10 protein-coding genes are annotated in these 12,850 nt (G+C 47.9%); 5 read left to right on the forward strand and 5 right to left on the reverse strand.

What is annotated here, in order from left to right; all coding sequences use genetic code 11:
* Position 1: 1 nt before the first annotated feature.
* Together BLW33_RS05490 and BLW33_RS05495 are read left to right on the forward strand one after the other, a co-directional pair.
* Complete coding sequence (locus BLW33_RS05490) at positions 2 to 637, forward strand: cobalamin B12-binding domain-containing protein (RefSeq protein WP_090306137.1); 636 nt, start codon at positions 2 to 4, stop codon at positions 635 to 637.
* A gap of 25 nt (positions 638 to 662) precedes the next feature.
* A complete protein-coding gene (locus tag BLW33_RS05495) occupies positions 663 to 1,463 on the forward strand; it encodes a methyltetrahydrofolate cobalamin methyltransferase (RefSeq protein WP_242911607.1) in 801 nt (266 codons plus the stop codon).
* Positions 1,464 to 1,558: 95 nt separating this feature from the next.
* Here BLW33_RS05495 and BLW33_RS05500 read toward each other — a convergent pair whose 3' ends face one another.
* The 4 genes from BLW33_RS05500 to BLW33_RS05515 form a co-directional block, all read right to left on the reverse strand.
* On the reverse strand, positions 1,559 to 2,803 hold the full coding sequence (locus tag BLW33_RS05500) for a glycosyltransferase family 2 protein (protein WP_090306144.1): 1,245 nt from the start codon (positions 2,801 to 2,803) through the stop codon (positions 1,559 to 1,561).
* Positions 2,804 to 3,038: 235 nt separating this feature from the next.
* Positions 3,039 to 4,910, reverse strand: a complete 1,872-nt coding sequence (locus BLW33_RS05505) for an ABC transporter ATP-binding protein (RefSeq protein ID WP_090306146.1) — start codon at positions 4,908 to 4,910, stop codon at positions 3,039 to 3,041.
* The gene (locus tag BLW33_RS05510; RefSeq protein WP_090306149.1) at positions 4,903 to 7,161 is read right to left on the reverse strand and encodes an ABC transporter ATP-binding protein; all 2,259 of its coding nucleotides are present in this window, start codon (positions 7,159 to 7,161) and stop codon (positions 4,903 to 4,905) included. The genes BLW33_RS05505 and BLW33_RS05510 overlap by 8 nt, the downstream gene beginning before the upstream one ends.
* Positions 7,148 to 7,651, reverse strand: coding sequence for a MarR family winged helix-turn-helix transcriptional regulator (locus tag BLW33_RS05515; protein ID WP_090306151.1), 504 nt, complete (start codon positions 7,649 to 7,651; stop codon positions 7,148 to 7,150). The genes BLW33_RS05510 and BLW33_RS05515 overlap by 14 nt, the downstream gene beginning before the upstream one ends.
* A 138-nt stretch (positions 7,652 to 7,789) precedes the next feature.
* Between BLW33_RS05515 and BLW33_RS05520 the strand changes: the two genes are divergently transcribed.
* From BLW33_RS05520 to BLW33_RS05530, 3 genes are all read left to right on the forward strand, one after another.
* Positions 7,790 to 8,764, forward strand: a complete 975-nt coding sequence (locus tag BLW33_RS05520; protein ID WP_341456144.1) for a P1 family peptidase — start codon at positions 7,790 to 7,792, stop codon at positions 8,762 to 8,764.
* 91 nt (positions 8,765 to 8,855) lie between these two features.
* On the forward strand, positions 8,856 to 10,499 hold the full coding sequence (locus tag BLW33_RS05525) for a DEAD/DEAH box helicase (RefSeq protein WP_090306155.1): 1,644 nt from the start codon (positions 8,856 to 8,858) through the stop codon (positions 10,497 to 10,499).
* A 13-nt stretch (positions 10,500 to 10,512) separates the two neighbouring features.
* Positions 10,513 to 11,907: an MATE family efflux transporter gene (locus BLW33_RS05530; protein WP_242911600.1), complete on the forward strand. Its 1,395-nt coding sequence runs from the start codon at positions 10,513 to 10,515 to the stop codon at positions 11,905 to 11,907.
* A gap of 84 nt (positions 11,908 to 11,991) precedes the next feature.
* Here the strand turns inward: BLW33_RS05530 and BLW33_RS05535 are convergent, their stop codons facing one another.
* The gene (locus tag BLW33_RS05535) at positions 11,992 to 12,825 is read right to left on the reverse strand and encodes an ABC transporter substrate-binding protein (RefSeq protein WP_090306158.1); all 834 of its coding nucleotides are present in this window, start codon (positions 12,823 to 12,825) and stop codon (positions 11,992 to 11,994) included.
* Positions 12,826 to 12,850 lie beyond the last annotated feature (25 nt).

Genomic DNA, 12,850 nt, shown 5'->3' on the forward strand with positions numbered 1-12,850 from the left:
GATGTCAACAATTAGCGATATTTCTCAATGTGTTGTCGATGGCGAACTCGACGAAATCAAGGATCTGGTCCAAAAAGCAGTGGATGAAGGGGCTGATGTGTCTGAAATCATCAACGACGGCTTAATTGGTGGGATGAATATTGTGGCCCCACTCTTTAAAAGCGGTGAAATGTTCGTCCCGGAAGTCATGGAGTGTGCCGACACCATGAATGAGGGCATGCAGGTGGTCAAGCCCCTGATGTCCGAAGGGGATGTTACTACCCGGGGCAAAGTTATCATTGGGACCGTCAACGGAGACCTTCACGATATTGGCAAGAACCTGGTGGTACTGATGATGGAAAGCCGTGGCTATGAAGTCATCGATCTGGGCGTGGATGTCAAGGAAGAAATGTTCATTGATGCCATTAACAAGCATCAACCCAACATCGTCGGAATGTCCTCCCTCTTGACGACAACGATGATGAAAATTGACGAAACCATCAAAAAGATTAATGAAGCCGGTATCCGGGACCAAGTGAAGATCATCGTCGGCGGAGCTCCCGTTACCCAGGAATTCGCCGATGAAATCGGGGCTGATGGCTACTCGGATGACGCATCCACCGCTGTGGAAATATGTGATCAATTAATGGCCATGTAATGCAGAAAGTGAGGACAGATTAATGCTGACAATCGTAGGCGAACTCATTAACACCAGTCGAAAAGAAGTCAAGGAGGCCGTGGCGAATAAAGATGAAGCCCTCATCCGTCGATTGGCAAGGGAACAGGCCGATGCCGGGGCGACTTATATTGATGTCAACTGTGGGAATTTAATCGGTCATGAGGTTGAAGTCATGGAATGGCTGGTCCGCCTGGTTCAGGACGAAGTCGACACCCCCCTATGTATCGATAGTCCCAGTGCAGAAGCTCTGGAAGCCGGCTTAGCCCTGTGTGAAAACGGCTGCCCCATGATTAATTCAATTTCAGACGAAGAGGAACGCTATGACAGCGTCCTGCCCCTCATTAAAAAATACAATACCAAGATCGTCGTGCTGTGTATGGACAGCACGGGGATGCCGGTCACCGCAGAGGACCGGATGAAGGTGGTCAAAAAGCTCCACGCCAAGCTGGCAGCAGAGGGTATTGCAGACGAAGACATGTTCTTCGACCCCCTGGTCAAGCCCATTAGCAGCGTGACATCCGCAGGCATTGAAGTGCTGGATACCATCCGGGCCATTAAGCGGGATTATCCAGATGTCCACTTTATGTGTGGGCTGAGCAATATTTCCTACGGACTGCCAAACCGCAGCATTTTAAACCGCTTATTCGTCGTCCAAACCATGACCCTTGGCATGGATGGTTATGTCCTTAACCCGACGAACCGCAGGATGATGGCAGACATTGTGACTGCCACCGCTTTATTGGGGCAGGATAACTATTGCGGTAAATATATAAAGGCCCACCGAAAAGGTCTCTTTGACGAATAGGTCAATCCATCATTTTAGATCATCTCTCCTTATTATCAAAAAAGCCCCACAACCCTTTTAAACAAGGGGAGTGGGGCTATTTATTGGCTAAAATATTATTTCCCAAGCTCAAGCTGGGACATGCTGATGCTCTGAGTATGTTCAATGGGTTCCCAGGTCTCAATGGGCTTCACCACACAGACGATGTTGATGAAGATCCAGGAGAAGAAGAAAAACCAGAAGGAGAAGAAAGAATAATTCTTAACCTGCTTGAGTTGGTGATGCTCCAGCTTTACTACCATGGCCGTGAAGAGGAAGCTGATAAAGATCCCGCCGACGCTGAAAATAATCGCGAAGGTCAAGGCATCGGACCACACCTGGGTATTCACAAACAAAAGGCTTAGGATGATAAAGGAACAAACACTGTAAATCGCCGTTAAAACCTGGACCAGTGGGGCACTTAAGTACAAAATCATATCCGCACAGCCCCAATTTTTGGTCTCTTTGAAGGCCTGCCATAGGAGCGGGGAATAATGGATGAAGCATTGGATGGTTCCTGTGGACCAGCGCTTCCGCTGCTTCCAGGAGGTTTCAAAGGTCAGGGGATGTTCATCATAGGTCAGAGCCTCTGGGACCCAGGCAACCCGGCGCCCCTTCATAATGGACTGGGTGGTAAATTCAATATCCTCAGTCATGCTGAAGGTTCTGAATCCACCATCCCGCAGTACATCCGCAGCAACCATGAAACCCGTACCGTTTAAAGCAGCAGACATCCCGATGGAGTAACGGGCCAGATTCATAAAACGGTTGAGGGTCCAATAGAAGATGGACTGACAGCCAGAAATCCAGGAATCCTTGGGGTTCTTGGCGTCTCGATAGCCCTGGGCAATGGTTTCACCGGCACAGAGCGCATTATTCATGGCACCAAAGAAACCGGGGTCCACCAAATTGTCGGCATCAAAGACACAGAAGGCATCGTAAATATCATTCTCTGCGAAGGTGGCATCAAAGAACTGCTCCAGGGCAGCCCCCTTAGACCGGACATCCTTGGTACAATGGAAAACCTTGGCACCATGGGCCAGGGCAACCGCTTCGGTATCATCGGTACAATTATTCGGCAGAACATAAACATCCAATAGCTCCGTGGGATAATTCTGCTTTTTCAAGGTATCGATCAGGTTTCCAATAACCTGCCCCTCATTCCGTGCGGCGATGACGGCAGCAAACCGATTGGTGGGTGGTGCCACCTCAAATTGATTGTGCTTCCGATAACCCACTAACCCGATGACCATATAATAGATCCCATAGGCGAAGAATGGAGCGCCCAGTACAAACAGGGCGACATAAATGAAATTGACCATTAATCGAACCTCTTTCTTTCTTAATTAGTGCTTTAGCGTAACCTTTAAATTAGCTTATAATGTAACTTACATCATTTTAGCATCATCCCCTGACAAGTGCAAGGTGATTCTTTAAAAAGTTTAAAAATTTAAAGGAAACAAAAAGGTTCGGCCATTATAATATTTGATTTTTACATGATAAAGTTTTCATTAAGAAAAGAGCCATCGCTGAAGCAATGACTCTTTAAAAAATGTTTTACGCTTCCTCAAACTGTGAATTATACAAATCAGCATAGAATCCACTCTGGGCCAGTAGCTCAGTATGGGTGCCCTGCTCCACAATATCCCCATCCTTAAGGACAAGGATCAGATCGGCATTTTTAATGGTGGACAGCCGATGGGCAATGACAAAGCTGGTCCGGCCAACCATGAGGTTATCCATGGCTTTTTGAATAAGGGACTCGGTCCGGGTATCCACAGAGCTGGTGGCTTCATCCAGAATTAAAATCTTGGGATCGGCCAGGACCGCCCGGGCAATGGTTAGGAGCTGTTTTTGGCCCTGGGAGACATTATTGGCGTCTTCACCCAGCACCATGTTGTAGCCATCGGGCAGGGTGTGGACAAAGTGGTCCACCTGGGCAATTTTGGCGGCCCGCTCCACCTCGGCATCGGTGGCACCCAGCTTGCCGTACCGGATATTATCGGCAATGGTGCCATTGTACAGCCAGGTATCCTGGAGGACCATACCAAAGAGATGGCGGAGGTCATTGCGGCGGAAATCCATAATATTATGGCCATCAATTTTAATGGTACCGGCATCCACATCGTAAAACCGCATAAGCAGCTTAACCAAAGTCGTTTTTCCTGCTCCAGTGGGCCCAACAATGGCGATTTTTTTGCCCTGTTCCACTTGGGCGGAGAAATCCTTGATGATGGTTTTATCTGGAGTATAGCCAAAGCGAATATGGTCAAAGGTGACGGAGCCCTCAATACCCTCAGGATTCACAGGATCTAGGGAATCGGGGACTTCCTCTTCTTCTTCCAGGAAGGTAAAGACCCGTTCGGCCGCCGCCATGGTCATTTGCAGAATATTGGAAATATTGGCAATTTGGGTGATGGGCTGGTTAAACTGGCGGACATATTGGATAAAGGCCTGAATATCCCCCACGGTCAGCGCACTGTTCACCGCCAGCCATCCCCCTAAAATACATACGGCCACATAGCCCAGATTCCCGATAAAGGTCATGACCGGCATCATCAGACCGGATAAAAATTGGGATTTCCAGGCGGAGGTGTACAGGGTATTATTGTAGTGGTCGAAGGTTTCAAAGGCCGCTTCTTCATTATTAAAGGCTTGGACCACGGTATGGCCGCCGTAGGTTTCTTCGATGGTACCGTTGATATGCCCCAGATATTCCTGCTGACGGCTAAAGTGGACCTGGGATTTTTTAACCACCATAATAATGAAGACAAAGGACAAGGGGATAATGCACAGGGCCACCAGGGTCATTTGCCAGCTAATGGAGATCATCATCACCAGAATACCAATGAGGGTGGTCACCGAGGTGATAATCTGGGTGAGACTCTGGTTTAAAGTCTGGTTGATGGTTTCGATATCGTTGGTCAGGAAGGAAAGCACCTCCCCATAGGTGGTTTTGTCAAAATATTTAAAGGGTAAGCGGTTGATCTTGGCAAAAACATCCTCCCGAAGGCGATAGGTCACCTTCATGGAAATCCCTGTCATAATGTATCCCTGGATGTAAGAAAACAGGGCAGAAATCAGGTAGAGGCCCACTAGAATCAAGATGATTTTTCCAATATAGCCAAAATCGATACCGGTACCCGTATTGGCAATGATATTCATGACCCCTTCAAAAATCTTTGTGGTCGCCTGGCCTAAAATCTTAGGCCCGACGATGGTGAAGACAGTGGAGGCAATGGCAAAGATTAAAACAAAAGCCACCGCAAATTTATACCGTCCAAGATAGGCCACCAGTTTTTTGAAGGTACCCTTAAAATCTTTCGCCTTTTCACCAGGGACCATGGCACCTGGGCCATGGCCACCACCCATGGGGCCTCTGCGGCGAGGACCGCTTGGGGTCGCATCTTTCGTAATTTTCTTAGGCATTGGCGAGTTCCTCCTCTGATAATTGTGAATAGGCAATTTCCCGATAGGTTTCACAGGTTTTTAAAAGCTGGGTATGGGTTCCCTTGCCCACCATTCGACCTTCATCTAAAACGATGATTTGTTCGGCATTCATAATGGTGTTGATCCGCTGGGCGACAATGAGCACCGTGGCATTTTCAGTATAATCCTTTAATGCGGAGCGGAGGGCCACATCTGTTTTAAAATCCAAGGCGGAAAAGCTGTCATCAAAGATATAGACGTCTGGCTTTTTCGTGAGGGCCCTGGCAATGGATAGCCGCTGTTTTTGGCCGCCGGAGACATTGGCACCGCCCTGGGCGATTTCCCGGGCGTATTGTTCTTCTTCAGATTCAATGAAACCCGCAGCTTGGGCAATATCTGCGGCTACCCGGATATCCGCATCCGAAGCATCGGGTCTTCCGTAGCGAAGGTTGGAGTCGATGGTGCCGGAGAACAGCACCCCCTTTTGAGGAACATAGCCGATGTGATCCCGGAGCTCATGGAGGGTTACATCCCGGATGTCCGTACCGTCTAAGGTAATGCGGCCACCGGTCACATCATAAAACCGAGGGATCAGATTGATGAGGGTTGATTTACCGGAACCCGTAGAGCCAATGAAGGCGGTGGTTTGTCCGGGAATGGCCTCAAAGCTAATGGCATGGAGAACATCTTCGTCGGCACCTTCGTAACGGAAGCTGACATCGTCAAAGACCATTCTCCCTGGGGTCTTCCCCGGGAAGTGGACCGGAGTGGCAGGGTCCTTAATGGTGGGTTCCACAGCCAGGACTTCGGCGATCCGATCGCCAGAGACCGAGGCCCGGGGGATCATAATGAACATCATGGAAATCATGAGGAAAGACATAATAATCTGCATGGCGTACTGCATAAAGGCCATCATATCACCAACCTGCATGGTGGAGGCTGCAATCTGATGGGCACCAACCCAGACAATGACCAGGGTAATGCCATTCATAATCAGCATCATGGCCGGCATCATAAAGACCATGGTCCGGTTGACAAAGAGGTTATTCTGGGTAACCCGAGTATTCTCTTCCTTAAAACGGTCCTTTTCGAAGGCCTGATTGCCAAAGGCCCGGATAACAGACATACCATTTAAGTTTTCCCGCATGACCAAATTAAGGCTGTCTACCAGTTTTTGGATAATCTTAAATCGGGGCATGACCAATGAGAAGACGATACTGATCATCCCAATAAGAACAAGGACGGCCACGGCGATAATCCAGCTCATGGAAGGGCTTTGGCGGATAGCCATGATGATGCCGCCAATTCCCATGATGGGGGCGTAGCAGATCATTCGAATCCCCATAATCAGCATGGTTTGAAGCTGGGTGATGTCATTAGTACTTCGGGTAATGAGGGATGCGGTGGAAAAGCGATTGAATTCTGTATTGGAAAAGGATTCGACCTTTTTAAAGATATCCCGTCGGAGGGTTTGGGAGGCACCTGCCGCAATTTTAGCGGAGAACAAACCGACAATGATGGCAGCGGTGATTCCCAAAAGGGATAAGCCCAGCATATACAGACCGATTCTTAGGATGTACATGGTTTGAATATGCCCGGTATCCATTCCCAGTTCGGAATAGAACATCTTGGTGAGCATGGCACCGGTTTGATTCCGGGTGGACTCGGGCGTGTTTAAAGCCTTGGTCCGGGCAGTATCAAAGGCATCCTGGGGCAGTGTTTTAAGCATTGGGGTTAGCGGGTAAATTTGGGAAATGTCCATTTCGTCCAGATTTCCGCTCATATTTGCGGCGTTTGAGTCCATGGTATCCATTTTAGAGGTGTCCTGTCCCTGACTATCTTTATCTTGGATGAAGTTAATAAAGGTCCAGTCCGCTTCGCCGAAAATAGTATCTAAGGTGGACCAGTTATCCTTTGAGGTGTTGGTTAAAAGATAAACCGGATGATCATTGAGCAGCGGATAGTTCTTCTTCTGGGATTCGGTAGCGTCCTCCGGTGTGATGGATTTATAGGATTCGGATACGGTTTTTTGCTGATCTTCTGTCATGAAAGAAGTGATAAAATCATAACCATCGGCACTGATCGCCTCTGGTGCCGCATGTTCGATGCCCCCCTGTTGAATGCCGACATTGATAATATCAGACATGAAATTGGGCAGGTTAAGATCGGACATGGCTTGAATGAATAACAGAATGACGCACATGATGAGTAGGCCAGTAAAGGGTTTAAGATATTTCTTAAGCTTTGTCATTGAGGTCTCCTTCTTTTGAATGGGATGTAATGTGCTCGATGCCTTCATTATAGGCTTCCAATAGTTCTAACAGAAGCCTTGACTTTTCAGGTCCCATATATTGGGCTGCGTCGTTTAATACATCGATGCCGGGAAAGCGGCTGTTGGCCACAACGGCCATTCCGGTGTCGGTAGGCTGTACCAGGATGAGGCGTCTGTCCTGGGGGGATGTGAAGCGTTGGATGAACGCTCTCTCTTCCAGTGCTCTTAAAATCTGAGAGATATTTGATTTAGAGGTATGGCTCATTTGGCAAAGGGTAGAAACGGGGATACCGGTGGTATTTGGATCAGCGGCCATCCAGGATCGGGATAGCTGCCAGAGCAGGGTGAATTCGCTTAAGCGTAGTCCATGGTACTGGTCATCATCCTTTAATGTATAGGAAAAAACCGTTTTTTTGATTTGGTGGAGGATATGGAAAAGCTGCTCACCAAAACTGAGTTGTGATTGCATAGGGCTCCTTTCATTGATACGGATTAATATTTAAGCTACTAAAATATTTAGATGCTTAAAAATTATACGCCTAAAAGAATGTTTGTCAAGGACTATAAAAAATAGTGTATAATAAACTTAAGAAAATGAATGGAGGGAATGACCGTGCAGAGAATAAGCATCAGAGAAATTGAAGGCTTTCGGATTGGAAATGCCCAGGACCTGGAAGGAGGAACGGGTTGTACCGTTATCCTGTGTGATGAAGGAATGGCGGCGGGATTAGATATCCGGGGTGGTGGGCCGGCCTCCCGGGAAAGTGGATTACTTGAACCCCGGGCAGCCGCCCAGGCTATTCATGGCCTGGTTCTCTCTGGCGGCTCTGCCTTTGGCCTGGGGGCGGCTGGGGGTGTGATGGATTATTTTAAGGAACGGGGGATAGGTTTTGATGCGGGGATTGCTAGAATTCCCTTGGTGTGTCAATCGGATATTTTTGATCTTGGGGTCGGCAGTCCCGATACTTACCCGGACCCAGCGATGGCCTATGCTGCTTGTTTAGATGCCGAAAAAAACGAGCCCAAAAGCGGCAATGTTGGGGCGGGCATAGGGGCAACGGTTGGAAAGATCAAGGGGTCTTCCCGGATGATGAAAAGTGGCTTGGGAATCTATGCCGTCGCCCTGGGGGAATTTAAGATGGGGGCCATCGTCTCTGTCAATGCCCTGGGGGATATCTACGACGTAGACACAGGGAGGAAGTTGGCCGGACTTCTTAACGCAGACCACACGGGCTTTGAGGATTCCTGCCAGGCTATGTATACTTTAACCGAGACGACCCATGGGATGCCCATGGGGAATACCACCATTGGTGCCATTATTACCAATGGCCGGTTTAATAAGGTCCAGCTGGGAAAGATAGCGAGTATGGCGCACAACGGCATGGCCCGGGCCATCCGTCCCGTCCATACCTCTATGGATGGGGATAGCATTTATGCCCTATCCCGGGGAGAGGTGACAGTGGATGTGGATGTTGCCGGAACCCTGGCGGCTGATGTCATGGCGTGGGCTATTGCAGATGCCGTTTTAAGTGCCACGCCTCTTTATGGATTGAAAACGGCAAAGGAGATACTTTTAAAATAGACTTGACAGATTGTAATAACCAGATTAAAATAATAAATTAGACTATTATGTAAAATTTGCAATTAGTAAAACAGATAAGAACAGGAGAATTATGAAGTTTACAGAACTCAATATAGACGAGGCCTTAAAAAAATCCATCGAAGATATGGGATTTGAAGAAATGACCGAAATCCAGGAACGGGCAATTCCGCTACTTATGGAAGGGGGCGACCTCATTGGGAAATCCCAGACAGGAACAGGGAAGACCATGGCCTTTGCCATCCCGGCTATCGAAAAAATCGATGCAGCCACAAAGCAGCCCCAAGTGCTGGTACTGCTGCCAACCCGGGAACTGGCCCTTCAGGTTGCCCAGGAATTTGAAAAGGTCCTTTCCCATAAACCCCAGGTTCGTGTCGTGGCAGTTTTTGGCGGATCCTCCATGGAAAAGCAAATTCGGGAATTACGGGGCGGAGCACAGATCGTTGTGGGAACCCCTGGCCGAATTATGGACCATATGCGCAGAAAAACCTTGAAGTTAGCCGAATTACAGCTGGTGGTGCTGGATGAAGCAGACGAAATGCTCAACATGGGCTTTAGAGAGGATATCGAGCTGATTCTGGATCAGATTGATCATCCCGTCCAGACCGTTTTATTCTCGGCCACCATGCCAGCGCCGATTTTAAAGATAGCGAAGCTTTACCAGAAAAATCCGGAAAAAGTGGAAATTGCCCCCAAGGATATGGTGGCTTCTGGCATCGAGCAGAAATATTTCAATATTTCAGATCATCAGAAATTTGAAGCTTTAACCCGTCTGTTGGATGTGTATAAACCGAGTCGTGCCATGATTTTCTGCAATACCAAGCATTTTGTGGATGAAATTACCAATGATCTCCAGGAACGGGGCTACTCTGTGGATAAAATCCATGGGGATATGCGTCAGGAATCCCGTCATGCGGTTCTGCGCCGCTTCAGTCAGGGCAAGCTCAACATCTTAGTGGCAACGGATGTCGCCGCCCGGGGGATTGATGTGGATGATGTGGATATTGTTTTCAATTATGATGTTCCTGATAATGAAGAATATTACGTTCACCGTATCGGCCGGACCGGTCGTGCCGGTAAAAGTGGCCTCTCCCTGACCCTGGCCAGACGTCGGGATCAGTTCAAGTTGCGTAAAATTACCGATTATACGAAAAAGAGTATTGAACGGGACCTCATTCCTACCAGTGAAGCCATCAACGATATTAAGGTCGCACATTTTAAAGAGCGTTTTGCCCTGCGGGCCGAGGATGAATCGGATATGGTCCGTTATTTATCCATTGTGGATGAGCTGATGGATCGGGGCTATGACCCCCGGTATATTTCGGCGGTGCTATTACGCTCCAGACTTCCTTTAACGGATGCAGAGGATTTGAATGTGACCTTTGAAAATGCCAGAAAGCGCCGGAGTCGTGAGGATTCCAAGGGTGAACGAAAGGGCAAGGGACGCAAGAATGCTTTCGCTCCAGAAAAAACCAAGCGTTTATTCATCTCTGTTGGTGCCAAGGATGGGGCCAAAAAACGGGATGTTCTCGGGGCCATCTGTGGTGAAGCGGGAATCCCTTCTTCCGCAGTGGGGGATATTGAAATGTATTCGAAATTCACCTTTGTGGATGTGGCCGATGAAGTTGCCAAAAAAGTTGAAAAACGGTTAACGGGTAAAAGCATTAAGGGACGCAAAGTCAAGGCGGAAATTACTAAAAAGAAAAAGAGCAAATAGTAGGAGGCATTGGATGGAAAAAGGGTATAGTCGAGAAAACAAGATGGGTGAAATGCCCATCCCTAAGCTTTTAGTATCGATGGCGTTGCCGGCCATTATTTCAATGTTTGTGCAGGCTATGTACAACGTGGTGGATTCCATCTTTGTGGCGCAAGTGAGTGAAAATGCCCTAACAGCGGTATCCCTGGCCTTCCCGGTACAGATGGTGATTGTGTCCTGTTTTGTTGGGATGGGGGTTGGGATAAACTCTGGTATTTCCAGACGGCTGGGAGAAGGCCGTCATAAAGATGCGGAGCAAGTGGCTGAGCACGGATTTTTAATCGCGATTATCCTTTCTGTTATTTTGGCTGTTCTCGGGGGATTGTTTTCCAATGGATTTGTTACCCTTTTTACCGATAATCAAGAAATCATCGCGGGCTGTACCAGCTATTTAATGATTTGCTGCGTATTTTGTTTTGGCAGTATCATTACCCAGGCGGGCTTTTCCATGCTCCAGGGATCAGGGGATATGATTCAGCCGATGATCGGCCAATTGATTGGAGCGGTGGTTAATATCGTTCTGGATCCCATTATGATCTTCGGTCTCCTGGGTTTTCCGGCCATGGGCGTGACTGGTGCTGCCATTGCAACGGTAGCCGGGCAAATCGTCGCCATGATTTATGTGCTGTGTGTCGTCGCCTTTCGGAAGAAGAATATCTTAAAGGTCCATATCCGTGGCTTTAAATTTGATGGGACCATTATGAAGGATATTATTGCCGTGGGCCTTCCCGCCGCTGTCATGCAGGGGATTGCCTCCTTTATGGTTACCTTTTATAATCTTATCCTGACCCAATATGGTACCACGGCCATTGCGGTGTTTGGGGTCTTTTTCAAGGTGCAGTCCTTCATCTTTATGCCGGTGTTCGGTCTGTGTCAAGGCGCTATGCCCATTTATGGGTATAACTACGGGGCTCGGAAGGCCGACCGATTTTTACAGAATGCCAAGGTTGCTTGTATTATCTCAGAGTGCATTATGATCTTAGGCGTTGTGCTGTTCCAGTTCTTCCCAGAGCAGATTTTTAGGATGTTTAACGCCTCTGACGACATGATGGTCCTGGGGGTACAATGTTTCCGGGTGATTAGCTGGTCCTTTGTAACCGCAGGGATATCCATTCCCTTATCCAATGCCTTTCAGGCAGTGGGAAAGGCCTACATCTCTATGTTTTCATCCTTCCTGCGGCAGATGATTCTGCTGCTGCCTTTCTCTTGGCTGTTCTCCTATTTATGGGGCGTCGATTGGATTTGGATGGGTTTTGTGGTCTCAGATGTTTTAAACCTGATTTATGTCGGGGTGATGTTTGTTCGGCTGAAGCGTAAGGAGCTGGATACCTGGGGACAGCATAAAGGAATGCTATCGGCACAAGGGTAATAAAAATAGGATACAATAAACTAATGATAAAATTAAAAGCCCTGGCGAAAACACCAGGGCTTTAATTTTCAGATTTATTCCTTACTACTCAATGGTCTTCAATTCCATATTAATGTTCTTGGTGACATCCTTACCGAACCATTTGTTGGATAATTCGGCCATGGTGCCGTTATCCTGGAGCTTTTTCAAGGTTTCGTTAATCTTGGTGGCAAATTCGGTATCGGCTTTACGGGAGGTAACGCCGATGGGTTCGTTGGACAGGATATCCGAGGTCACGGAGTAAACGTCCGGCTTCAATGCGGTGTAGAAGGAGCCGACAGGTTCATCGGTTAAGATATAATCGATGGTTTTACCTTCCAGAGCGGCAAAGGCATCCAGCATACCGTCAAATTGGGATAACTGCATGGTATTCCCATCTTTTTCAATCATGGCCTTGGCGGCGATATCAGCAGTGGTTTCCAGCTGTACGCCCACTTTTTTGCCGTTCAAATCGGTAGCTTTTGTGGCTTTATTGGGGTCATCGTTACGAGAGACGATGACGATACCGTTGGTCAGATAGGGATCTGACATGTTGTAGCTTTTCTGACGATCTTCGGTAATGCTGGTGCCGCTGATGATGCAGTCATACTGGCCAGCATCAAGCCCGGTAAAAATGCCGTCCCAGGCGGTGGAGACCCATTCGGATTTTACGCCCAATTCTTTAGCGATGGCATCTCCCAGATCAATATCAAAGCCGACGATTTTATTTTCTTCATCCCGGTATTCCAAAGGGACGTAGGTGTCGTTGGTTCCAATCTTGAGCACACCATCTTCCAGGGGATCGGTACTCTTGGCTGTATTCCCCCCTCCGCAGCCGGCAAAGGTGAATACGGCAATCAAGATAAGCAAAACGGACAAACTAAATACTTTTTTTTTCATAAATTTCCTCCATTGTGTTTTCTTA

This window comes from Eubacterium aggregans, from assembly GCF_900107815.1.
GTDB classification, from domain to species: domain Bacteria; phylum Bacillota; class Clostridia; order Eubacteriales; family Eubacteriaceae; genus Eubacterium_O; species Eubacterium_O aggregans.